We start from the raw sequence: 23,380 nt of genomic DNA, 5'->3' as shown, positions 1-23,380 counted from the left end.
AAGCCCAGCGGCAGCCCCATTTTCTGAGAAGGCATCGACCATGATTATCGTGCATCACCTGAACAACTCCCGTTCCCAGCGGATTCTCTGGTTGCTGGAAGAACTGGCCATCCCTTACGAGCTGAAATGCTATCAGCGCGACCCGAAGACCAACCTGGCACCGCCGGAATTGAAAGCGATCAATGCCCTGGGTAAATCACCGGTTATTGAAGACGGCGCGCAGAAGCTGATCGAGTCCTCGGCGATCATCGACTACCTGATTCGCCGTCATGGCGACGGTCGCCTGCAACCCGATCCGTCCACCCCCGCCTATGACGAATACGTGCAGTGGCTGCATTTCGCCGAGGGTTCAGCGATGTTGCCGCTGATGTTGAACCTGTACGTGGGGCGTCTGGGTGAAGCCGGCGCACCGTTGCATCCGCGGATCAATTCGGAGGTGGACAACTACCTGGGCTACCTCGACACAGCTTTGAGCCAGTCCGATTACCTGCTGGGCGATGAGTTCAGCGCCGCCGACATCCAGATGAGTTTTATCGGCGAGATCGCCAGAGCCCAAGGCAAGCTCGGTGACTATCCTCATATAGCGGCCTGGATTGAACGCTTTCAGGCTCGTCCGGCCTATCAAGCCGCACTGAAAAAAGGTGGGAAATACGATTTCGCCCCCCACTGAGTGATCATGCCGGGGCCAGGGATGGCCTGCACCTCAGGAGCTATCAACATGCCCTTGATCGAACTGCACACCGCCCAGCGCGACGAACTGGAAACGATTGAAAACCTGATGCAGTTCTACATGTATGAATTCAGCGAGTGGCTGCCGCTTAAGCTTGGTGAGCACGGTTTCTTCAACGCCCAGCCCAAACCGGGTTACTGGCGCAACCCCGCAACCCGGCCGTTTCTGATCAAGGTCGACGGAGAATTGGCCGGCTTCGTGACTGTGGATGACGAAACCCATCTGCACGGCGCCGAGTACAACATCGGCTACTTCTTTGTCAGTCGACGCTTTCGCGGCCAAGGCGTCGCGAAGTTTGTCGTTTCCACCCTCTTGAGCCGGTTCCCCGGTCAATGGCAAATTTTCCACCTCGACGTGAATCAGCCTGCGCAGCGGTTCTGGGCCCGGGTCTTGGCTGATCTCACCCATGGCGAGTTCACCCTGCATCAGCTGCCGGTAGACGGTTATCCCTGCACCATTTACCGATTCCAGACATCGTTGCCATCGTCCTGACTGGCGCTTTCCGATTCCTCTTTTTAATTCCAAACGACTTTGTCCGACAATATGTAGTGACTAAAAATAATCACTACAAAACCGTTGACGCCTCCGATTTGCCCTTGCATGATGCAGACGTCTCCCTGATCGGGAGTACAGGCAACACGTTTGAGCAAGCTCGTCTGACCGCCGAGCTGTTTTTCCCGGATACACGCTGCCCACAAGGCAGATTGAAGAAGCTGACCTGGCCTGAACGTCCAGTACAAAGACGAGAAGCGCTGGCGATCAATCCTCATGAAGCTTGTGGCCGACCCTGAAAATGTCGGCAGTGGCCAAAAGGTTTTCGCCGCTTCTCCTCGTTGTGACGCTATTGCGTAGCAGTTATTCAACACGACTACATGCAACAGACGCGGGACCCGTCAATTTGGCGGCCGACCGCTGACGTCCTGGTTTCGGTGCCAGGGATCAACTAACCGATGGGCTACCTGTATTAGCGAATCAACTTTGAAAGATCACCAAATGGTCAAGGGGCTTACTATGAATCTGAACAATCAACCCACTATCGATGAACTGGCTCATCTGTTCGCTGCGCAAAAAGACAGCCATGACAGCCATATTCTGTGGATCAGCAAGTCGGGCCAGGTGCAAATCGACTGCCTGTCGCCTCACGCCCATGAAGCGGAGTTCGACAAGAACAACCAGAACCTGCTCGCCCGACTGAAGATGTACCGTCGCGGCCAAGGCTATGTCGGCAAGAAAGCCGCGGCTGACAAGGACTTCATCGGTCATGTTCTGCAAACGCTGAAACAGGCATGGGCCTCGATGCAGAACCAGAACGAAGTTCGGGTGATTGACCGATTCTCCTGATACCTCCACACCCCATCCATAAAAAGGCCCCGCTCGTCACATCGAGCGGGGCCTTTTTTGTTCGTCTCGTGCGCACCAAACAACGCTATCGTTAACCGTGTGCACTGGATCATTGGAGGTTTTGTGATGAACATACAACTGACAGGCTTGCTGTTGCTCGTAATGGCCAGTGCTGCCCATGCAAACAGTATCACCGGCGTTCCGTTGTTCGATGCGGACTGCCCCGGCAAAATCATCGTCCACGCGGATCAGGACGGACCGGTGTTGATCAACAGCAAGGAAGCCGAGACCAAAGCCATTGACGATCGCCGATTCGAAGCCAAGGGTTCGGGCGTCGTCATCTCGATCCTCCTCTCCGATGACGACTCGGTCACGGTGTCCTCCACTGGCAAGGCGCCCAATGGGGTGTGCCAATTAATCGAAGACTGATGCCGTCGACTCACCTGCAGCCGCACCCAACACCAGTTCCATAAAAGCCACCGACGCTGCGCTGTGATAGTTGTTTTTGCGTCGCAGCAGCGCGGCCCCTCGTTTGGGCGCCTCCCCCAACAACGGGATTTTGCGCAACGCCCGGTCCTCGGTGGCAATGGGCTCCGGAAGGATGGTGGCGATGGCGGTGTGCCGAATGACTTCCAGCAAGGTGCTCACCGAGTTGACCTCGATCACCACCTTCGGCGTGATCTGCTCCTGGGCAAAGTACTCATCAATGCGGGTGCGGGTGACGAAGTCCGGGGCCAGCAGCGCAAACTCCAGCTGCGCGACCTCTTGCGCGGACAACGCGACCTGGCTTTCGTATAACGGGTGATCGCGCCCCACCATGACGCCCAACGTCTCGGTAAACGCCGGGATCGACTCGATGTCGGCATTTCTGACCTGGGTAAACGCGATGGCGATGTCCAGTGAGTCATCCACCAGGCCGGCCTCGATGTCATCCATCGACAGCTCGAAAATCTGTAGATGGATGTTCGGATACCGCGCCACGTAATCGCGCACCAGCGGCCCCACCAGGTACGCCATGAACGTTGGGGTCATGGCCAGCCGCAAGGTGCCGCGGGACAAGTCCTTTACGTCATGCAGCGCACGTTTGCCTGCCTCCAGTTCCACCAGCACCCGACGAGCACATTCGATGTAGGCCTCTCCCGCATCGGTGGGTTTCACCGTGCGCGAGGTTCGGTCGAACAGGCTCACGCCCAGGGTTTCTTCCAGTTGCCGGATCTGTTGGGACAAGGTCGGCTGCGAGACGTGAAGCGCCTCGGCGGCGCGGGTGAAACCGCCGTGGTCGGCGACCGCCAGCAAATAGCGCAAATGTCGGAGCAGCATGGGGAATCACCATCTATAGGCTGTGCTTATGCGTTGCATTGTATATAGGTCTTGGACGCTATGGATCGATCGGCAGAAGATTGCTCCACACCCAAGCAACATCACTCCCGACAGGAGAAATACCATGCAACAGTCCCACGCTTACAACGACCCAAGCCTGGCCCTGACCACGTCGATCCTCGATGCAAAAGCGCGCAAAAACCTGTCCTGGCAGGACCTGACCGACGGCACCGGCCTCGGTCTGGCCTACGTCACTGCCGCCCTGCTCGGTCAGCACCCGCTGCCGGAAAGCGCCGCCAAAGTGATTGGCGAAAAACTGGACCTGGACGCCGACACCGTGGCCCGCCTGCAGATCATCCCGTTACGCGGCAGCCTCTCCGGTGTCCCGACCGACCCGACCATCTACCGCTTCTACGAAATGATCCAGATTTACGGCACCACCTTGAAAGCCCTGGTTCATGAGCAATTCGGCGACGGCATCATCAGTGCGATCAACTTCAAGCTCGACATGAAGAAAGTCGAAGACCCGGAAGGCGGCTCCCGCGCGGTGATCACACTCGATGGCAAGTTCCTGCCACTGCGTCCTTTTTAAGTGGATGACAGGCCAGTCGAATTTCCACCTGTGACACTCGATCCCCTGTAGCAGCTGCCGAGCTCGCGAGGCTGCGTTCGAGCCGGGGTCGCGCTCGACCGAAGTCCTCGCAGATCCAGACGACTGCTGCGCAGCCGAACGCAGCCTCGCGGGCTCGGCAGCTGCTACAAAATAATCATTTGATTCACGTATGAGGACATCATCATGAAAGCGCTCATCGAAGGTTTTTTGAAGTTCCAGAAAGACGCCTTTCCGCAACGGACCGACCTGTTCAAGCACCTGGCCACTACCCAGCATCCGGGCACGCTGTTCATCACCTGTTCCGACAGCCGTGTCGTGCCGGAACTGCTGACCCAACAGGAACCCGGTGAACTGTTTGTGATCCGTAATGCCGGCAACATCGTGCCCTCCTACAGCCCTCACCCCGGCGGTGTGTCGGCCACGGTCGAATATGCGGTCGCAGTGCTCGGCGTCACCGATATCGTGATCTGCGGGCACTCGGACTGCGGCGCCATGACTGCCGTCGCCAAGTGCAAATGCATGGACCACCTGCCCGCCGTCAGCGGCTGGTTGCAACACGCCGAGTCAGCGAAAGTCATCAACGAATCCCGCCCTCACGCCAATGAAGCGGCGAAGGTGAGTTCAATGGTTCGGGAGAATGTCATCGCGCAACTGGCCAATATCCAGACGCATCCGAGCGTGCGCCTGGCTCAGGAGAAAGGCCTGCTGAATTTGCATGGTTGGGTTTACGACATCGAGACCGGTTCGGTCGATGCGCTAGATGCCAACAGCCACCGTTTTGTGGCGCTCGCCGAGTATCCGGACACCTGCGCCCTTCAAGCCCGACCCATAGAAGCAGCAGCCTGAAGCGTGTATCCACTGGCAGAGACGATCGACGCAGCGCTCCCGGCTCACGGGCGCGCTGCACTGACACAATCGACCGAGTTATTTATCGTCCATCTTTGCTGAAGATTGTGGCCGAATTTCAGCGCTCTCTTCGGCGTTGGGGGGTTGTGGAATACTGCCGGGCGTGAAGACGTGAGTCAGCAGGTCTTTGGCATCGATGTCGACGACCCCCTGAACCGAACGGGTCAGAGCAACAGCCTGCTCACACTGTTTATGAGTGTTGACACGACCGCTCAACGCCACCGTGCCCCCGTGAGTTTTGACATGGATTTGCAGGCCAAGGCTGGGTTCAGCCATTGCCAGGGCTGACTTCACCCTCGTGGTAATCCAGGTGTCGTGAACGCCCCTTTCCAGATCATGAGAGTATTGTTGAAAGGAATGAAGTTTCATGGTGTAACCCTCTCTGCGTCATCAGATGCACTGCCCGTCCATTGGCTGTGCTGCCTTCTGACTCTCAGGCGAGCGTTAGGGACATCTGATTCGTTTTGGAGTGCTCGCCACGCCCATACGGACGCACATTAAGTATAGTGCGGCCGTTGACTGGGGTCGTGGCGCTGGATCAGCGTTTGACCGACAGATCCGTTTGGGTCATGCGACTGCGGATCGTGAACACCCCATCTCCCGAGAGAATCGCGCTGCGAGCAAACAGGCGACCGCTCTCCCAGTTCGAAAGCCCCAACTCCGGCTTGTTCAGCGCGTACTGTCCGTCGACCCAGCGGGTAATCCCGTTACCGACAAAGGGTGCGTTGACGGCGCTGTAGAAGCGTTCCTGAGCCGCGGCATCTTCACTGATCAATGACACGGTGAACTGCGGGCTATAGCGATTGAACAACGCGATGGCGCTGTCCAGGTCGTTGACAATCTTCAGGCTGACTTCCGGGGTTTCTTCCCACTCCCACTCGCGGCCCAACTGATCCTCGGGCAGCGGTTCGGCCAATGCTTCGGTTTGATAGCCTTCGGCGCGATACACCTCAACGCTGGCGGTCTGCCAATCGGTCGGCAAGTACTGCTCGCTGCCTTCGACGATGTGCAATTTGCAGCCCTGACCCCGTGCGGTGCCGGCCTGTTGCAGTGCGTCCAGGAACAGCGGCAGCAATTGCGCGACACGGTCACGGTGAATCAGGCAGACGTTCATCGTGTTGCAGACTTTGCGATCCAGCGAATTGCGCACTACCGCGGCAAAGCGGTTGGCATCGGCGTCCTTGTCGGCGATCAGCCAGGCACCACCGGTGCCGTGCAGGCTGACGGCGGTGCCGGCCTGTTGGGCGATGCTGCCCAATTGACTGACGGCGCGACCCGAACCACGGGCCACCGCCAGCGACAGGCGCCGGTCGGCGAACATCGCCCAACCGGCCGCGTGATTGACGCTTTCCACCAGCGACACCGCGCCGGTCGGCAACCCGGCGTCGCTCAGTGCCGGATTCAGCGCGTGGGTGACGATGGCTTGCGCCGTGCCCAACGCATCGCTGCCAATGCGCAACACCGCCGTGTTACCGGTGCGCAACACACCGGCGGCGTCAGCGAAGACGTTCGGTCGACCTTCGAAGACGAACGCGACGATACCCAGCGGCGAGACCACTTGCTCGACTTTCCAGCCGTCATGCTCGATGCAACTGACCACTTTGCCGCGCGTGGCCGGCGCATCGCGCCAGGCCCTGAGGCCGGCGATCATGTCGCGGCGCATGCGTTCATCCGCCAGAAGGCGTGTGGTGGAGCGCCCGCGGGCCTTGGCCCGCTCGATGTCGGCCAGGTTGGCGGCCTCGATCAAGGCCCAGCAGTCAGGGTTTTCCAGGCGTTGGGCGAAGCGATCAAAGAACTCGCTGATGGCTTGATCGGAGACCGCGGACATTGCGCCGAAAGCCGCTTCGGCACGCTCGATTGCAATGGCCGCCGCTTGCTGGTCAGCCACCGGAATCAGCAACAATTCGCCGCTGACCTGCTCCACCAGCAAATGGTCCCCGGGCTGAAAGCGCGCGGCCAATTCGGGGCTGACCACAGTGACGCGGTTACCAGCGAAAGGGATCGGCGTGCCAGCGACTAGACGTTCGAGCGCAAGAGACATTAAGCGGTTTCACCATGCAGTGGGCGGCCGGAAAATGTATAGGAAAAACCCTGGAGCGTCATTAACCGCACGCCTGACCGGTGATCGAAAACCCGGCGCCCCTTCACCCGGCCCTCCTACGCTAAAAGAGGTACATCAGCGTTTCCTGTTTTCCGAGGAGGCCGTCATGAGCGATGAATTCACAAGCCATGGAGCGGCCCTTGACGATGAAGGTCTGGCGCAGGCGCTGGACCTTGCCAAAGTCAGTGCAGCGCAACTCTGGGCTGTTTTGGCAGTAGAAACCTCCGGCAACGGGTTCTATCCCGATCGCCGTCCGAAAATCCTTTACGAGCGCCACGTATTCAGTCGGCTGACCCACCAGACGTTTGACGCGCAACACCCGGATATCAGCAGCAAAACCCCCGGCAACTATGGTGCAACAGGGCCGCATCAGTATGACCGTCTGAACCTGGCCGTCGGCCTGAACAGGAAAGCAGCCTTGCAAAGTACCTCCTGGGGGCTGGGGCAGATCATGGGATTCAATTTCGCGCAGACCCGTTCGGCGGATGTCGAGACGATGATCAGGCGAATGGTCGAGTCCGAAAACCAACAACTGCTGTGCACCGTTGGCACGTTGATCGAAGGCGGCTCAGTCGCGGCATTACGGGCCAAGGACTGGGCCAACTTCGCACGCCGCTACAACGGCCCCAACTACGCGATCAACAACTACGATGTGAGGCTCAGCGCGGCGTATCAGAAGTTCTCCTATGGAGGGACGCCGGACCTGAGAATCCGTATGGCGCAAACCTACTTGACGTACCTGGGCTGGCATCCCGGCCCCGTCGACGGCATCGTCGGCAAACAGACCCGGGATGCGATGAATCTCTTTCAGGCAAAAGAGCACCTGGATATCACCACCGTGCTGGACGATGAAACGCTGGCGTCTATGCGCAGCCGAGTCGAGGCGTTGCCGCTCTGACCCTAGAACACCGACCAGCCAATCCGCTGACTCAGCAACTCCAGCGCGGCCATGCCCGCGAGGGAGTTGCCGGCGGTGTTCAACTCCGGTGACCAGACGCACACCGTGAATTGCCCCGGCACCACCGCGACAATCCCCCCGCCCACGCCACTCTTGCCGGGCAAACCGACGCGATAGGCAAAGTTGCCGGCTTCATCGTAGAGGCCGCTGGTGGCCATGATCGAGTTGACTTGCTGGGTCTGGCGGGCGGTTAGAATCTGTTCGCCGCTGTGCTTGCAGAAGCCGTCATTGGCCAGAAAACAGAACGCTCGCGCCAGATCCACGCAGCTCATGCGCAGCGCGCAATGGCTGAAGTAACTGCGCAGCACCGCTTCGACGTCGTTGTGGAAATTGCCGAAAGACTGCATCAGATAAGCCATCGCAGCGTTGCGCGCGCGGTGCTGGTATTCGGACTCGGCGACCTTGCCGTCCACCATGACTTGCGGGTTGCCGGACAGCCGACGCACAAAGTCGCGCATCGACAGTGCCGGCGCGGCAAAGCGTGACTGGTTGATGTCGCAGATCACCAGCGCACCGGCATTGATGAAGGGGTTGCGCGGGCGTCCGCGCTCGAACTCCAGTTGCACCAGCGAATTGAACGGCTGGCCGGAGGGCTCGTGACCCAGGCGCTCCCAAATGGCTTCGCCGGAGTGCCCGATGGCCTGCACCAGGCTGAACACCTTGGAAATACTCTGCACCGAGAACAGCGTATGGGCATCGCCGGCGCAATACAGTTCGCCGTCGTTGCCATACACCGCGATGCCCAGCTGATCGGCCGGCACCGTACCGAGGGCGGGAATGTAGTCAGCCACCTTGCCCTGGCCGATCAGGGGACGAACTGCGTCTAGGATCTCGTTCAACAGCGCTTGCATGCCGGGTTCCGAAGTCTCGCCCCATGGGATTGCGGGGACACAGACGCTAGACGCTACTGGTCGGGGCCGGATCACACAATCTCAAAAACACCGCGTTCCCACATTTTGATTTGCATTGGCTGTGTATCGGAGTGTGTACAGCTGCCCTCCCGACACACCCTGCTCCTAAAACCCCACGCCAAAGACACATCGCAGATACACCTGCTTGATGAACTGTGCCTGTCGATTGGCCACGCCGATCAAAGCACTCAACTCACTCAATGCTACGGAGTATCACCATGTTCAAGCTCTCGACTTCTTCCTTGACCCTCGGCCTCATCATCGCTGGCGGCCTGGCCCTGTCCAACGTGGCTTCAGCCTCTGAGTCCGAAGCGTTCAGCATGAAACAACTGGCCCACGGCTACAGCCAGGTCCAGGCCGACACCGCGGGAAAACCGGCGGAAGGCAAATGTGGCGAAGGCAAGTGCGGCGCCAGCGAGTAACCCTTTGCGTGGGGCACCGCGTTGCCCCACTTCCCTGTCTGAACGGAGATCAAGCCCATGACCACCTCACTCTCATCGGCCGTGAAAGGCCTGCACCTGAACCTCGACCGTGCCGGCAGCTGGATCGCGCCGCTGACTCTGCGGGTGTTCCTCGCCTGGGAGTTCTTCGAATCAGGCCTGGAAAAATTCAATGGCGAGAACTGGTTCGCCGATATTCAGGACAGCTTCCCGTTTCCCTTCAACCACGTGCCGACCACGCTGAACTGGGAACTGTCGATGTGGGCTGAACTGATCTGCGCCCTGGCCATACTGGTCGGCCTGGGAACGCGGATCTCGGCCATCATTTTGATCGTCGTCACCGCCGTCGCGACCGCCGCCGTTCACTGGCCGGCCGATTGGTCTACATTGAGTGAGCTTGCTCAGGGTTACGCCATCAGCAACAAGGGTCACGGCAACTTCAAACTGCCGCTGATCTACCTCGCGGCCTTTATGCCGCTGTTGCTCTCCGGTGCCGGCAAGCTCAGCCTCGATGCGCTGCTGGCTCGAGTCTTCTGGCGTCGCGATAACCGCTAAAGCGCCAGGGACTCGATAACGTCCCTCGGTTCAATAGTGGAGCAATCGTCATGAGTCTCACCCTCTATGGTTTTGACGGCAGTACTTATGTGCGCACCGTGAAGATGCTGCTCGTGGAAAAAGACGCCGAATTCGACCAGGTGCAGGTCAACGTGATCAAAGGCGAGCCGCACCTGCCAGAGCATTTGGTGCGTCACCCTTTCGGCAAGGTGCCGGTCATCGACCACGACGGGTTCCGGGTGATCGAAACCGGTGCGATCGTGGCCTATCTGGACGAAGTCCTGCCAGGCCCATCCATCACCCCTGACAATGCCCACGACCGTGCGCGCACCCACATGGCTCAGGGCATTTATGATTCCTATGGCTACGGCAACCTTGTGCAAGTGTTCGGCTACCATCTTTTTCCTGACTTCATTGGCGGACAGAATGAAGACTCGCGCCGCAAAGGCATCGAGAACTCAAAACGGGTGCTGCGCGAACTGATGAAAATAAAAGGCACCGATCCGTTTATCGCAGGTCTTGAACCCAGCATCGGCGACTTTTACCTGGCGCCGGGCTGCGCCTACATCGCCATGACCCCGGATGCACCGCAGGTATTTTCGGTGGACGGTTTCGACGGATGGTGGAAACGTATGCAGTCTCTGCCAAGCTTCAAGGCCACGCAGCCGAAATAAGCTTCAACCCAACTCACTTGTGTAGACAGGAGCCACCATGAGCGTGACCACCCAATGGATCGAGATCGACAGTGCCGACGGTAAATTTGGCGCTTACCTGGCCATTCCACACACCCGCAAAGGCCCGGGGATCGTGCTGATCCAGGAAATCTTCGGCGTGAATGAACACATCCGCTCGGTCGCCGAACAATACGCCGCCGATGGTTATCTGGTGATCGCACCGGACCTGTTCTGGCGCAGCGGCGAGCGCATAGAACTGGGCTACGACGAGGCCGGCTGGAAACGTGCCGTCGAGTTGATGAACGCCACCGATGTTGGCAAGGCACAGACCGACATCGAACTGGCCATCGACGCCTTGAAAGCCCAGCCGGGTCTGGACGGCGGGATCGCCTCGATTGGTTACTGCTTCGGTGGTTTGCTCTCGTACCACACCGCCGCCAATGGGCTGGTGGACGTGGCGATCGCCTATTACGGCGGCGGGATTCAGAACCAGCTGGACCGCGCCGATGAAATCGAAGTGCCGCTGCTGATGCACTTCGGTGAACAGGACAGCCACATCCCACTGGAAGCCGTGGAGAAAATCGCCGAGCGTTTCGATACCAACGATAACGTGGAAATTGTCGTGTATCCGGAGGCCGAACACGGCTTCAACTGCTCGCATCGCGACAGCTACAACCAGCGCGCAGCAGCTGAGGCCCATGGCAATACGTTGATCTTTTTGGGCATGGAGCTGTAAGGCCACACAAATGCAAAAGGCACCTTCATCAACCGATAAAGGTGCCTTTTTTGTGTGCGACGCTTACTTGATCAGCATCCCCAGCGGACTCAGCGGCCCGATCGGCATCAGTTCAAACGTCAGCAGATCGACCTCGCCCAGCGGCAGTGCCTTGAGCAACCTGTCGGCCTCTTCGACCGATTCGACGGTCATCAGGAAAATCACCCCCGCTTCGTTGTCGCGCATCCAGAACTGCTCCATCTTGCCATCCAGGTACAGCTGCAACGTCGCGGGTACTTCAGCGGGCAGGTAAGCCACGCGCTGCTCGGGGGTCAGGGTCTTGAGTGTTCCGATCGCCATGATTTTCATGATCACACCTCTTCCGGTTGCGCAATGACGGCCGGCTTCGGCTGAACTGTGCGTTCGTGAACATGGCGATGAGGCGTACGGTCGATGTTAAGACTCAGTATTTCCGGACGGCTGTAGTGACCGCGGCCGTCCATCTGACGTTTACGGATTTCGATCTGGAACAGATCGATGTCAGCGATCACTTCGCCTTCGCCTTCGGTCAGTGCACCGACGACTTCACCTTGTGGATCGATGATCGCGGTGTAGCAGCCGCCGGAGATCGGACCGATCTCGCAACCGGTGTCGGCCATGATCTGGGCTTGCTGTTCCGGGTACAACCAAGCCGTCGAGTTAACCACGAAGCAAGCCGATTCCAGAGCATGCATGCGGATGCTGACTTCCATTTGTCGGGTGAACAAGGCACCTGCGAACGAGCCTGGGTACATCGAGGCGTGAATCTGTTCGCCGTCTTCGATCAAAGCGTAACGAGCCAGCGGGTTGTAATGCTCCCAGCAGGCCAGTTGACCGATACGCCCTACCGCGCTGTCGGTGACGCGCAGACCAGAACCGTCGCCCATGCCCCATATCATGCGTTCGTGATAGGTCGGCGAAATCTTGCGACGTGCCTGAATCAAGGTGCCATCAGCATCAAACAGCAACTGAGTGTTGTACAAGGTGCTGCCATCGCGCTCGTTGACGCCAATGGAAACCACCATGTTGGCTTCTTTGGCCGCTTTGCCGATTTCATCGGTGGTCGCAGAAGGTACAACCACAGCCTGATCCAGCAATTTGTAGTGCTCGGCCCCCATTTTGAAAGGGGACTGTACAAAGGAGAAGTATGGGTAGTACGGCACGATGGTTTCGGGGAAAACGGCGAACTGCACGCCTTTCTCGCCGAGTTCACGAATCTTGTTAACGACCTTTTCTACAGTGCCTTCACGGCTGTAGAGAACAGGTGCGATCTGGACAGCAGCGGCTTTAACGATGGTCATGGCGGCGATCTCATTGAGGGAGTGGACTTCGACGAGATCAAATTACGCCAATAATATTTAGACTTAAATGTCGTATACACCACCTTTTAGGACGTAACGAACATCAGCCTCGATTGGCTCGCTGAATCACTTGCGGCGGTTGCCCAAATGCCCGGATAAACGCCCGACGCATCCGCTCCCGATCGCCAAAACCGGTATCAGTCGCCACCACGTCGATGGGGTGCCGACCGGTTTCCATCATCAGACGCGCCGCTTCAACCCGCAGGTTTTCGATGGCCTTGGCCGGTGATTGGCCGGTTTCGGCATGGAACACACGGCTGAATTGCCGAGGGCTGAGGTTGGCGGCGTTAGCCAATTCCTCGACCGACAGCGCGGATTTCAGGTTCTGCTTGGCATAGGCCAACGCGGCCTGGATGCGATCGGTCTTGGGCTCCAGTTCGAGCATCACCGAAAACTGCGACTGCCCTCCCGCGCGCCGGTGGTAAACCACCAATTGCCGGGCGACCCGCCGCGCCACTTCCGCGCCCAGATCCTTTTCCACCAGCGCCAATGCCAGATCGACACAAGCGCTCATGCCCGCAGCCGTCCAGATGTTGCCGTCGTTGATGAAGATCCGGTCTTCCTCGACCTTCACCTTCGGATACGCCTTCTGCAGCGCCGGGGCATGGCACCAGTGCGTGGTCGCGCGCCGCCCATCGAGCAAACCGGCTTCGGCCAGCGCAATCGCGCCGGTGCAAATCGAGCCCAGACGCCGGGTGGTCCGGCTGGCGTTGCGCAAAAACGCCACCATGCCCGGTGATACCGGACGGATCAGGTTGTCGCCCATCACCAACAGCGTGTTGAACGAGCGCTGGTCGAACGCCGAGGTTTCCACACCAAACCCGGCGGAGGTCTGCACCGTACCGCCGCGCTCGGACAGCAAGGCAATGTTGTACGCCGGTTCGTCGGTGGCCATGTTGGCCAACTCGAACGTGGCGCACATGGCCAGGCCCAACACCTGAAACCCGGGGTAAACGATGAGTCCAATGGTGTGCATTCGGCGACCTCTTTGACCTTAAAGGTGGCATAACATATTTACGGCCATCGACTTTGCACTGTATGCCCTTAATGGGTCTATACATAAGTGTAATCAGTTGGCCGAGAACAAGAGGCACAGGCCATGGACAACAAGGGTTCTGGCACTAACCTGGCCTTCTGGCTGCCAGGCAGTGCGGTCATCCTGAGTCTGGTGGTATCGATGTTCGCCCTCAACCGCGAACCGTTCCTTGAACCGCGGCCGATCGGCGCACAGTTCCAGGCGCAACTGCCCATCGAAGCCCGGTTATGGCAAGACCCTTTCGACGCGGTCGAGCGTTATCGCAAGAAGCTCACGGACAGCAAGAACCCGGATGCCGAGCAGGTTTGCAGCCCGGCCATTTCTCCCCTGTCCGGCGACAAACCGGCGCCCGACATCATGGTGGCGCTGGTCGAAGGCGGCCCTTACGCCGACGAAGTCGAACGGCGCCGGCGTATTCGTTATGCGCTGCTCGCAGGGTTCAAGAATTCCCACCGGGTGCCGGATCAGGAGCAGTACATCCATTGCTTGAGACTCGCCGCCAACCTGTCGCTGGATACCCCGCAGAAAACCGCTTTCGTCGACGCGCCCTATGAAGTGTTCGTCTCCAACCCCTTCGATCCACCGACAGCACTTGAGGGCGCGCCACCGCCGCCTGACCGAACGATCGTGTTCTGGTTCAAACAGGACGCGCTCGGCTCAACGCCGCTGCAGCTGCTCGAAACGTTGCGCGAGACCCTGAAAACCAAAGTAGCTTTGGCGTGCGCTCCAAAACCGTGTTCCGAGCCACCCGACACGGCTGTCCTGAAGGTCATCGGCCCTTCTACTTCAACCGTCCTGCGCGACATGTTCCAGGACCAGGACATCGGCAAGGCCACGCCGAAGGTCGAAATCTACTCCCCACTGGCCACGGCCGATAACGAGACGCTGGATCGCGGGTACCAAAAGCTTTCACCACCGCTTGCGAGCAGACAATCCATGAAGTTGCTGCGCACCGTCAGCGACGACGGCACCATGACGCAACTGATGCTGGAAGAGCTGAAGTTGCGCCGCGTGGATCCGGCCACGGGCGTGCGTTGCAGCGAAGACAAGCTGCAACGGATCGGCTCACCGTGCACCCGAGACCTTCGCCGCAGCGGTCACCGTATCGCGTTGATTTCCGAGTGGGACAGTTTCTACAGCCGCGCACTGATCGAGAGCTTCAAGACACAGGTGGCTAGGGATGCCCGCCTGGGCAGTGACGAAAAAAACCATCGGGATGTGGTCGATCAGTGGATTTTGCGCTTCAGCTATCTGCGCGGCCTGGACGGACGCCTCCCGGAAGAATCCGCGAGCAACGACAAGAGCGCCAGTACCGATCCCGGTAAAAACAAAGACCCTACCCCACTTGATCTCAGTCCACTGGAGAAATCCGACGGCAACTCCCAACTCGACTACCTGCGGCGCCTCGCCGACCATATCGCCAGCGAGGACGCGGCCTATCGACGCAACGGCGAAAGCGGCATTGGCGCGATTGGCGTACTGGGCGTCGATGCCTACGACAAGCTCCTGGTGCTGCAAGCGCTGAAGAGCCGGATGCCGTACAAACTGTACTTTTCCACCGACCTCGATGCCCGCATGTTGCAACGGGGCCAGGCACAAACCACGCGCAACCTGATACTCGCCGCCCCCTACGGACTCACGCTGACACGCGCACTGCAACAGGACGTGCCGCCGTTCCGCGACAGCTTGCAAAGCGCGGTGTTCATCTCGGTGCTGGCGGCGCTGGCGCCGCAATCCTACGATGCCAAGCGCGCGAAGTTCGACTATTCCAAATCGGAGCTGCTGTCGCCGGGCATCTATGAAGTGGGGATCAGCGGCTTCATTCCCCTGGCGAGCCGGTTGACCGCCTCACGCCCCGCTAATTGCGAAGCACCGACCCAATCGCAGTCCGATCAGGGCGTACGCCCACACGACCTTATGGCCCTGCGCTGCCTCCAAGATCCTTCACCACCGCCCTACCCTGAACCCTCCAAGTCGATCCGCGACCGCTTCAAGCAAGCCCAATCATTCTTCTGGGCCGGGCCACTGACCGTCACCTTGCTGGTACTCGGAGGGTTCATCGTCTGGTGGCGGATCGAGGGTCCCAAAGCTGAGCATGACGCACGATTGGCCTGGGTTCGCGGCGTGCCAATGACGCTGTTCATGGTGGCGGCGGCCTGCGCATTCATCGCCACGCGGTTCTGGCATGCGGAGTTTCTCTGGTTCACGTTCGTGCTGATATTGCTGGGGATCATTTCCTCGAACCTGACCCGGCGCTCCGCGAGGCAACTGGCGATGGCCAAGGACTCGACAGCCAGCATGGGCACGGGCTTATACGACTCCCGGGCGTGGTACATCGTGGTCCCTCTTGTCATGTTCATCCTCGCGCTGATGCTGGCGTACCAGATGCGCAGCACATTGACGGACAACGGACTGGGTGAACCGATGTTTCTGTTTGAAGGCATCAGTGCCTGGCCAACCGTGGCACTGCGGCTGCTGGCGGTGCTGATCTCCCTCTCGGCACTGGCATGGGGCTGGCGCAACCTGCGCATTAACCGGACCGAGATCGAAGCCACGTACCATTTGCGCCTGCACATGCGCAAATACGAGATGACTCTGTGGGGACAGGTTCGACGCTTGATTCGCCGGGGTAAAGGCTGGACGTTTCGTCACTGGTGCAACGAACTGGGGCACTGCCTGCTGAAGATTTTCTTCCCGCTGCTGACCGCCAGCGACGAATGGTCAAAGTCCTGCGCACCGGCACAGGTCACTTGCACGGACGGGCGCAAGATGATCGTCATCGCACGTTTCTGGGGTGAGCACTGCGTCTGCGGCTCCTTCGGCGCCCGAATGCTGCGGGCCATGCTCGCCACGTGGGTTTATGTCGTGGTCACCAGCGTGCTGTTTGTCATCTGGCCCATGGAGGGCATGCCCGTTCGCGGCGAATCGATGTGGTGGATGATGAGTTGGCTGATCCCTTCCCTGATTTTCCAGGTGCTGGTGTTTTGGGTCATGGATGCCAACCTGCTGCTGACGCGATTCATCCGCCATCTCAGCGAACATCATGCGATCTGGCCAGGCACGTTGCAGATGGAGCACAAGAAGACCTTTGGCATGCTTCGGCACCCGTGTATCGACGAGTGGGTGGATTTGCAACTGATCGCCAAGCGCACCTCGGCCGTCAACCGTCTGATCTATGCGCCGACGGTGGTCATGTTGATCCTGTTCGCATCGCGCAGCAGCCTGTTCGATAACTGGCCGACACCGCCCAGCCTGGTCATTTCCTACCTGCTGACGGCGCTGGTACTGCTGGTCGCAGCGCTATCGCTGCGCCGTGCCGCGGAAAAATCCCGCACGCTTGCACTACAACGACTTGACGCCTACCTGCTGCAAACACCTGAAACGACGGCCTGCTACGGCAAGTTCAAGATGATCCGTGAGCGGGTCGCGACGCTCAGCACCGGCGCGTTCTCACGTTACGCTGAAGACCCGCTGATCCGGGCGCTGCTGCTGTCACTGACCGGCATCGGCGGCTCGGCCATCGTCGATGCGTTGAACTATGCGAAGTTCTAGCAGCAACGGGTATTACATTTCCCACGGCCGAAACGGGCGCTTTGTATGTTCAAGTATCAAACGCATCGATGCTCAACACCCGGTTCGTTCTCACGCTAGGCTGAAGAGTAACGACATCGTGAAAGGAGGCGTTCGAGATGCAACTCATCACGTTGAAAATCGATAAACCGGAAGCGACGAACTTCATTTTGGGTCAGACGCACTTCATCAAGTCCGTCGAGGACATCCACGAAGCGTTGGTCAATGCCGTGCCAGGTATCCGCTTTGGCGTGGCCTTTTGCGAAGCTTCCGGCAAATGCCTGGTGCGCTGGTCTGGCACCGATGCCGCCATGATCGAACTGGCCCGGAGCAATGCCCAAGCCATCGGTGCGGGCCATAGCTTCATCATTGTCCTCGACGATGGCTTCTATCCCGTAAACGTGTTGAACGCCGTCAAAATGGTTCCAGAGGTGTGCCGCATTTTTTGTGCAACGGCCAACCCGACTGAGGTGATTCTCGCCGAGACAGATCAAGGGCGAGCGATTCTGGGGGTGGTGGATGGCTTCTGTGCCCGTGGCATTGAAGGCGAGGAAGACATCGTTTGGCGCAAGAACCTGTTGCGGCAGATCGGCTACAAGCTTTGAGCACCTTCCGTTACAACCGGGCGCTGAACACCACACCGTTCAGCGCCTCACACCTTGCGCCCGAGAGGCTTTTTGGCGGGGAAAATTATGCGAAGAATTATCGTAACGGGGGCGCTCTTGCTGGCCTTGTGCGGTTGCGCAACGTCACCTATGCGGGTTTCTGAAGCGCGGCCTGTGCCGGCCAATGCGATGTACGCGTTCAAAAGCCAGGATACGAACGATCCGGGACGCCTGACCGTTCTCCGTGATGACGGCTTTGACGGTTCGGGATGTGACATCGTGTTCTACATTGATGGTCAGCGCGCAGCCAAGATAGGTCCCGGTCAAAAGGCATCTTTCGTTTTGCCTGCCGGTGAAGTGAACCTCGGCACCGGGCTCGCCGAGTCTGGATTATGTGCGGGTGTCGCGATCAAAACTGTCGCAGCCAACATCAAGCCAGGGAAAGAAGTGATTTATCGAATCAACTGGGATACGCAAGGTTTCTACTTGGGCCCCTACGTTGAATATGCACGTTGAGCCCAGACAGTTCCGGCCTGTTTCGCACGCCACACCACCGATAGTGGGTAATCGCAAAACGTGCCGCTTTGCCTTCACATGTCCATGCACTGGCCCGAGCCGCGCTCGAGGCGTCATCGCAGACTATTCTTGATCTGGGTAACCGACCGGTCGCACCGAAGGAGGTCACTCGTTTATGCACTGTGTCCTTTTCGAAATCCGCCGCGGTTCGATCTGATGCATGAAGGCCAATCTATCCGCGCCGTCATCGAGTTCCGATGAACTACCGGTCTGGGGCACGGCCCAGGCACTTTTGTCTGACACCCTGAAACGGAGACGCCAGCATGAGCACCTTGCAACTTCACCCTGCACTGGTCAATGGTATCCAACCCACTGCCGCGAATTTCACAGGTGGCACCCTGCAATGCCTGTGTGCGACCGACAAGGTTGAGGTCAAGATCGACGCACGAACTCTGCATAACCACGCGTGCGGCTGAGGGGCAAAGCCTTTTGGTTACTTTGGGGCTCTTCCAAAGTGACTCGCTGTAAAAGCGAAACCGTAATCAGCCATTACCGAAGAAACGGATACACACACAACCTCCCACAAATTAAAATGCCCGGCAGAGGCCGGGCATTCCAGACGAGCTCAAGTCGGGCGCTAGTTTGTGTAACCCAGTTTCGCGGCCTTGCTCTCTTGCGCCTGTCCACGCGTCGCCAGGCAGTAATACAACGGACAAGTCACCACCAACCCCACCAACCACGACAGGTCCGCACCTTCAACCAGATTGGCGTACGGCCCGACATACAACGACGTATTGGCAAACGGCAGCTGCACGATAATCCCGATGAAATACGCAACGATCGCATGCAGGTTGAAACGCCCGTAAATCCCGCCGTCTGCACGGAAGATCGAGGCGATATCGTAATGGCCGCGCTTGATCAGGTAGAAATCGATCAGGTTGATCGACGCCCAAGGCACCAGCACCAGCAACAGCGCCAGAATCAACCCGATGAACTGCGAGATGAAATTCGCCGAAGCACCCAACGCGACTATGCAGCAACCCGCCAGCACAATACTCGACAACATCACACGCACTTTGATGCTCGGTGTCCACTGACTGGCGAAGGTCTGGATCGAGGTGATGATCGACAGCACCGCGCCATACAGATTCAAAGCGTTGTGGCTGATGATGTTGAGCAAAAACAGGACCATCAGGATCGGCCCCAGCCAACCGGTGGACTGCTTCACTGCCGCCATCGCTTCGGTGCCTTCCGGAGTGGCCAGCACCGCCACCGCGCCAAAAGTGAACGACAGAATGGTGCCCAGGGTCGCGCCCAGATACGTGGCGAAGAATGGACGGGCGATCCCTATATCCGCCGGCAGGTAACGCGAGTAGTCCGACACATAAGGCGAGAAGCTGATCTGCCAGATGATTCCCAGCGACACCGTTGCCAGCCAGCCTGACAGGTTGAAACCGCCCCGAGTGAAGAAGTCCGCCGGCAGGTCGTGGGCGAAGATGTAAAGGAAGCCGGCGAGCAAGGCACTGCCCATGACCCAGGTCCCGATGCGATTGAGGGTGTGAATGAAGCGGTAACCGATCACCCCGATCGCGGTGGCGCTCAGGGCGCCGATAACGATGCTCGCCGGCACCGGAACCGAAGGCGCGATGCCGACAATGGACTTGCCGGCCAGGACGATGTTGGAGATGAAAAAGCCGATGTAGATGATCGCCGCAAAGAACACGATCAGCAGCGCACCATAACGGCCGAACTGGCCGCGACTCTGCACCATCTGCGGAATCCCCATGCGCGGACCTTGAGCCGACGCCAGGGCTATCACCAGACCACCGACCATATGCCCGAGCGCAATCGCCAACAGCCCCCAGAACAGGTCGAGGTGGAACACTTGAACCACCATGGCGCCGGTCACGATGGGCAGCGGTGCAATGTTGGTACTGAACCATAAAGTGAAAAGGTCGCGGGCCTTCCCGTGGCGTTCCGCGAGTGGGACGTAGTCGACCGTGTGATTCTCGATCAGGGGGTCTTGCCGGGACATCTGGGACATGTGCATGAACTCTAGTTTGTCTGATCTTATAGTTGTACGAAGCCAAACCGGGGGAGCTCTTTGGCCGCCCCTCAGATGCAGGCCATATTATGGTATTCCAAGTTTTTAACAAGACTGATCCGGTCTTTGAGAGCCCATCTGATCCGCAATCACACTGCATAAACGTGCCCACAACCTAGCGAAAAGCCCCGTAAACATTGACTTAAAGAGCGAAGGCGTACGTTTATCGGGTCAAAAAAAAAGCCCTTGCAAACTATGTATTACGGTATACCATCAGACCTACAAACACATAAAACCCGCATTACACCGCCAGAGGACCGTCCCATGATCGATGCCGCCATCTACAAACAAGTGATGGGTTCGTTTCCTTCCGGGGTGACTGTGATTACCACGCTGGATGACGACGGCCAAATCGTCGGCCTGACCGCCAGCGCCTTCAGCTCGCTGTCCATGGACCCGGCCCTGGTGCTGTTCTGCCCCAACTACAGCTCCGACTCCTATCCCGTACTGATCAAGAACAAACGCTTTGCCATTCACGTCCTGTCTGGCGGCCAGCAGAGCGAAGCCTATGCCTTCGCGCGCAAAGGCAAAGACAAGGCGCAAGGCATCGAATGGACCTTGAGCGAGCTGGGCAACCCGATTCTGGCTAACGCCACGGCGGTGATCGAATGCGAGCTGTGGCGCGAATACGAAGGGGGCGACCACGCGATCATGGTCGGCGCGGTGAAGAACCTGATCGTGCCCCAGCACAACGCCGGGCCACTGGTGTATTGCCACGGCAAGATGGGCGCCCTGCCCGTACTCGCCTGATCCAGATAATATTTTGCGCATAGTGCGAATTTCGATACTCCAATAATCAGCCAGCCGACTCCCGATCGACAGGCCAACAATAAAAGATCCGAGGTAAGCGTCATGAAGTTTTCCCTGTTCGTGCACATGGAACGTTGGGACGAAAGCGTCAGCCACCGCCAGCTGTTCGAAGACTTGACCGAACTGACCCTGATGGCCGAAGCCGGCGGTTTCAGCACCGTCTGGATCGGCGAACACCACGCCATGGAATACACCATCTCGCCGAGTCCGATGCCGCTGTTGGCCTACCTGGCCGCCAAAACCACCACCATTCACCTCGGCGCCGGCACCATCATTGCGCCGTTCTGGCACCCGCTGCGGGTCGCCGGCGAATGCGCGCTGCTGGACGTGATCAGTAACGGTCGCATGGAAGTCGGTCTGGCCCGTGGTGCCTATCAGGTGGAGTTCGACCGCATGGCCGGCGGCATGCCTGCCTCCTCCGGCGGCCAGGCGTTACGCGAGATGGTTCCGGTGGTGCGTGCCCTGTGGCAAGGCGATTACGCCCACGATGGCGATATCTGGAAATTCCCGACCTCCACCAGCGTGCCGAAGCCGATCCAGAAGCCCAATCCGCCGATGTGGATCGCCGCCCGCGACCCGGACTCGCACAACTTCGCCGTGGCCAATGGCTGCAACGTCATGGTCACGCCACTGATGAAGGGCGACGAAGAAGTCCTCGACCTGAAGAACAAGTTCCAGACTGCCCTGGACAACAACCCGGACGTACCACGCCCGCAACTGATGGTGCTGCGTCACACCCACGTCCACGCGGTCGATGACCCGGAAGGCTGGAAAGTCGGGGCCAAGGCGATCTCCAGGTTCTATCGCACCTTCGATGCCTGGTTTGGCAACAAGGAAGTGCCGGTCAATGGCTTCCTGGCGCCGAGCCCGGAAGAAAAGTTCGCCGCTCGTCCGGAGTTCGAACTGGAGAGTCTGCACAAGACCGCCATGATTGGCACCCCGGAAGAAATCATCCCGCGCATCAAGTATTACCAGGAACTGGGTGTCGACGAATTCAGCTTCTGGTGCGATAACAGCCTGCCCCACGCGGAGAAGAAAAAATCCCTGGAGCTGTTTATCAAACACGTGGTCCCGGCGTTCCGCTGAGTCCACCGCCCTGCCCCTCGGACGCGAAGCCGGGGGGCAGACTGACGTGTAGGGTCGATTCCAATGATCAATGATCGCCGCCCATCACTCGCCCTTCCCTCCGGCGCCGAGCAGGCTTATCTGCGCGGCGAATGGACCGCTTCGCATCTGCATTTCAAGCGCCTGCGCGCCAGCGTTACTGCCAAGCAGAACGGTTTCTGGCAAATAGTTCACTGAGCCCATCCGAACTGGAATTCACGCACCCACGTCTCATCATCGCGAGGCGTGCCCGGTGCTTTGTGCTTCGGCCCATGATCAGGTTTGCTCAATGAACAATAAAAACGCGCTGTTGATCATCGACATGCAACAGGAGGACGGTTTCGTCCTGGAACACTTCGACACCGTGGTGGCCAACATCGCTGCCCTGCTCGAGACTGCCCGCCGTCAGCGGGTGCCTGTTATCTATACCCGCCACATCAATCAGGCCGACGGCAGTGATTTGCCGCGCGGCGAACCACGAGCGGCCGATGGCGGCCCGAGCAGTTATCGCGCCGGCACCCGGCAAGTGGAAATCATCGAACGTCTGGCGTCGCAGCCTGATGAACTCATTATCGACAAGGGCCGTTACAGCGCCTTCCATCGCACCGACCTGGATGCCCGACTCAAGGCGCTCGGGGTCGATACCCTGATCGTCTGCGGCGTGCTGACCGATGTCTGCGTACTCAGCACGGTGTTCGATGCTTTCGCCCTGGGTTATCACATTCGCCTGGTCAGCGATGCCTGCACCACGACCACGCGGGCGGGACATTACTCAGCGCTGCTGATCATGGCCAACTGGGTCTACGCCCTGGAGATCCTGACCTGCGCCGAATGCCTGCGAGCACTGGACAATCGCGAGTATCTCAGCCTGATCCCCGAGCACCCGGACCTGTTCGCCCACCAGCCCCATGAGCTGGAAAGCACCATCGCCCGTTTGCAAACCCACCTCGTCCGGACTCAGGAGTAATCGC

The 23,380-nt window shown here is 58.9% G+C and carries 26 protein-coding genes and 1 pseudogene; 19 read left to right on the top strand and 8 right to left on the bottom strand.

Annotation, left to right across the window (positions count from 1 at the left end):
- The first annotated feature begins 40 nt into the window (after positions 1–40).
- From MO767_RS00910 to MO767_RS00895, 4 genes are all read left to right on the top strand, one after another.
- Positions 41–670 carry a glutathione S-transferase gene (locus MO767_RS00910; protein WP_282478996.1) on the top strand — a complete coding sequence of 210 codons (630 nt, stop codon included), beginning with the start codon at positions 41–43 and terminating at the stop codon, positions 668–670.
- A gap of 48 nt (positions 671–718) precedes the next feature.
- On the top strand, positions 719–1,222 hold the full coding sequence (locus MO767_RS00905; RefSeq protein ID WP_282478995.1) for a GNAT family N-acetyltransferase: 504 nt from the start codon (positions 719–721) through the stop codon (positions 1,220–1,222).
- Positions 1,223–1,741: 519 nt separating this feature from the next.
- Entirely contained in the window at positions 1,742–2,071 is a 330-nt protein-coding gene (locus MO767_RS00900) for a hypothetical protein (protein WP_282478994.1), read from the top strand.
- Positions 2,072–2,197: 126 nt separating this feature from the next.
- Positions 2,198–2,500, top strand: coding sequence for a hypothetical protein (locus tag MO767_RS00895; protein WP_056741688.1), 303 nt, complete (start codon positions 2,198–2,200; stop codon positions 2,498–2,500).
- On the opposite strand, the gene cynR is transcribed toward MO767_RS00895, so the two are convergent.
- Positions 2,486–3,391: a transcriptional regulator CynR gene (gene cynR, locus MO767_RS00890; protein ID WP_282478993.1), complete on the bottom strand. Its 906-nt coding sequence runs from the start codon at positions 3,389–3,391 to the stop codon at positions 2,486–2,488. The two genes, MO767_RS00895 and cynR, sit on opposite strands and share 15 nt — an antisense overlap.
- A gap of 124 nt (positions 3,392–3,515) precedes the next feature.
- Between cynR and cynS the strand changes: the two genes are divergently transcribed.
- Both cynS and MO767_RS00880 read left to right on the top strand, forming a co-directional pair.
- Positions 3,516–3,983, top strand: coding sequence for a cyanase (cynS, locus tag MO767_RS00885; protein WP_008043963.1), 468 nt, complete (start codon positions 3,516–3,518; stop codon positions 3,981–3,983).
- A gap of 204 nt (positions 3,984–4,187) precedes the next feature.
- Positions 4,188–4,850 carry a carbonic anhydrase gene (locus MO767_RS00880; RefSeq protein ID WP_282478992.1) on the top strand — a complete coding sequence of 221 codons (663 nt, stop codon included), beginning with the start codon at positions 4,188–4,190 and terminating at the stop codon, positions 4,848–4,850.
- Between the two features lie 78 nt (positions 4,851–4,928).
- On the opposite strand, the gene MO767_RS00875 is transcribed toward MO767_RS00880, so the two are convergent.
- On the bottom strand, positions 4,929–5,279 hold the full coding sequence (locus MO767_RS00875; RefSeq protein WP_282478991.1) for a BON domain-containing protein: 351 nt from the start codon (positions 5,277–5,279) through the stop codon (positions 4,929–4,931).
- A 169-nt stretch (positions 5,280–5,448) separates the two neighbouring features.
- Positions 5,449–6,951 (bottom strand): aldehyde dehydrogenase family protein, encoded by a 1,503-nt coding sequence (locus tag MO767_RS00870; protein ID WP_282478990.1) that lies wholly within the window; start codon positions 6,949–6,951, stop codon positions 5,449–5,451.
- 166 nt (positions 6,952–7,117) lie between these two features.
- On the opposite strand from MO767_RS00870, the gene MO767_RS00865 reads away from it, so the two are divergent.
- Entirely contained in the window at positions 7,118–7,909 is a 792-nt protein-coding gene (locus MO767_RS00865; RefSeq protein ID WP_282478989.1) for an N-acetylmuramidase domain-containing protein, read from the top strand.
- Between the two features lie 2 nt (positions 7,910–7,911).
- On the opposite strand, the gene glsB is transcribed toward MO767_RS00865, so the two are convergent.
- Entirely contained in the window at positions 7,912–8,820 is a 909-nt protein-coding gene (gene glsB / locus MO767_RS00860) for a glutaminase B (protein WP_149630625.1), read from the bottom strand.
- A 278-nt stretch (positions 8,821–9,098) separates the two neighbouring features.
- Between glsB and MO767_RS00855 the strand changes: the two genes are divergently transcribed.
- From MO767_RS00855 to MO767_RS00840, 4 genes are read left to right on the top strand one after another with little or no spacing between them, the layout of a single operon-like run.
- The gene (locus MO767_RS00855; RefSeq protein WP_282478988.1) at positions 9,099–9,302 is read left to right on the top strand and encodes a hypothetical protein; all 204 of its coding nucleotides are present in this window, start codon (positions 9,099–9,101) and stop codon (positions 9,300–9,302) included.
- A 57-nt stretch (positions 9,303–9,359) separates the two neighbouring features.
- A complete protein-coding gene (locus MO767_RS00850; protein ID WP_201187607.1) occupies positions 9,360–9,875 on the top strand; it encodes a DoxX family protein in 516 nt (171 codons plus the stop codon).
- Positions 9,876–9,925: 50 nt separating this feature from the next.
- Entirely contained in the window at positions 9,926–10,549 is a 624-nt protein-coding gene (locus tag MO767_RS00845) for a glutathione S-transferase family protein (protein WP_282478987.1), read from the top strand.
- 37 nt (positions 10,550–10,586) lie between these two features.
- Positions 10,587–11,285 carry a dienelactone hydrolase family protein gene (locus MO767_RS00840; protein ID WP_282478986.1) on the top strand — a complete coding sequence of 233 codons (699 nt, stop codon included), beginning with the start codon at positions 10,587–10,589 and terminating at the stop codon, positions 11,283–11,285.
- A gap of 63 nt (positions 11,286–11,348) precedes the next feature.
- Here the strand turns inward: MO767_RS00840 and MO767_RS00835 are convergent, their stop codons facing one another.
- The 3 genes from MO767_RS00835 to MO767_RS00825 all read right to left on the bottom strand — a co-directional run bounded on the left by MO767_RS00835 (position 11,349) and on the right by MO767_RS00825 (position 13,640).
- Positions 11,349–11,633, bottom strand: a complete 285-nt coding sequence (locus tag MO767_RS00835; protein ID WP_282478985.1) for a hypothetical protein — start codon at positions 11,631–11,633, stop codon at positions 11,349–11,351.
- A gap of 2 nt (positions 11,634–11,635) precedes the next feature.
- Positions 11,636–12,604 carry a nitrilase-related carbon-nitrogen hydrolase gene (locus MO767_RS00830; RefSeq protein ID WP_282478984.1) on the bottom strand — a complete coding sequence of 323 codons (969 nt, stop codon included), beginning with the start codon at positions 12,602–12,604 and terminating at the stop codon, positions 11,636–11,638.
- 103 nt (positions 12,605–12,707) lie between these two features.
- Positions 12,708–13,640: a GlxA family transcriptional regulator gene (locus MO767_RS00825; RefSeq protein WP_282478983.1), complete on the bottom strand. Its 933-nt coding sequence runs from the start codon at positions 13,638–13,640 to the stop codon at positions 12,708–12,710.
- Positions 13,641–13,763: 123 nt separating this feature from the next.
- Between MO767_RS00825 and MO767_RS00820 the strand changes: the two genes are divergently transcribed.
- The 4 genes and pseudogenes from MO767_RS00820 to MO767_RS00805 all read left to right on the top strand — a co-directional run.
- A complete protein-coding gene (locus MO767_RS00820) occupies positions 13,764–17,252 on the top strand; it encodes a hypothetical protein (protein WP_282478982.1) in 3,489 nt (1,162 codons plus the stop codon).
- A 137-nt stretch (positions 17,253–17,389) separates the two neighbouring features.
- Positions 17,390–17,875 (top strand): adenosine-specific kinase, encoded by a 486-nt coding sequence (locus MO767_RS00815; RefSeq protein WP_282478981.1) that lies wholly within the window; start codon positions 17,390–17,392, stop codon positions 17,873–17,875.
- Between the two features lie 87 nt (positions 17,876–17,962).
- Positions 17,963–18,391, top strand: a complete 429-nt coding sequence (locus MO767_RS00810) for a hypothetical protein (RefSeq protein ID WP_282478980.1) — start codon at positions 17,963–17,965, stop codon at positions 18,389–18,391.
- Between the two features lie 323 nt (positions 18,392–18,714).
- Positions 18,715–18,864, top strand: a pseudogene (locus tag MO767_RS00805) (glutathione-dependent formaldehyde-activating protein); the annotation flags it as partial.
- A gap of 164 nt (positions 18,865–19,028) precedes the next feature.
- Here the strand turns inward: MO767_RS00805 and MO767_RS00800 are convergent.
- Positions 19,029–20,435, bottom strand: a complete 1,407-nt coding sequence (locus tag MO767_RS00800) for a cytosine permease (protein ID WP_282478979.1) — start codon at positions 20,433–20,435, stop codon at positions 19,029–19,031.
- A 324-nt stretch (positions 20,436–20,759) separates the two neighbouring features.
- Here MO767_RS00800 and MO767_RS00795 point away from each other — a divergent pair, with 324 nt between their 5' ends.
- From MO767_RS00795 to MO767_RS00780, 4 genes are all read left to right on the top strand, one after another.
- Positions 20,760–21,245 carry a flavin reductase family protein gene (locus MO767_RS00795; protein WP_128872071.1) on the top strand — a complete coding sequence of 162 codons (486 nt, stop codon included), beginning with the start codon at positions 20,760–20,762 and terminating at the stop codon, positions 21,243–21,245.
- A 102-nt stretch (positions 21,246–21,347) separates the two neighbouring features.
- Positions 21,348–22,391, top strand: coding sequence for an LLM class flavin-dependent oxidoreductase (locus tag MO767_RS00790; protein WP_282478978.1), 1,044 nt, complete (start codon positions 21,348–21,350; stop codon positions 22,389–22,391).
- 63 nt (positions 22,392–22,454) lie between these two features.
- Complete coding sequence (locus tag MO767_RS00785) at positions 22,455–22,607, top strand: hypothetical protein (RefSeq protein WP_282478977.1); 153 nt, start codon at positions 22,455–22,457, stop codon at positions 22,605–22,607.
- A gap of 91 nt (positions 22,608–22,698) precedes the next feature.
- A complete protein-coding gene (locus tag MO767_RS00780; protein WP_282478976.1) occupies positions 22,699–23,376 on the top strand; it encodes an isochorismatase family cysteine hydrolase in 678 nt (225 codons plus the stop codon).
- Positions 23,377–23,380 lie beyond the last annotated feature (4 nt).

It is taken from the genome of Pseudomonas sp. UYIF39 (genome assembly GCF_029963765.1).
Lineage (GTDB): Bacteria > Pseudomonadota > Gammaproteobacteria > Pseudomonadales > Pseudomonadaceae > Aquipseudomonas.
The sequence above is the reverse complement of the archived record's forward strand: the minus strand, read 5'-3'. Positions and strand labels throughout refer to the sequence as shown.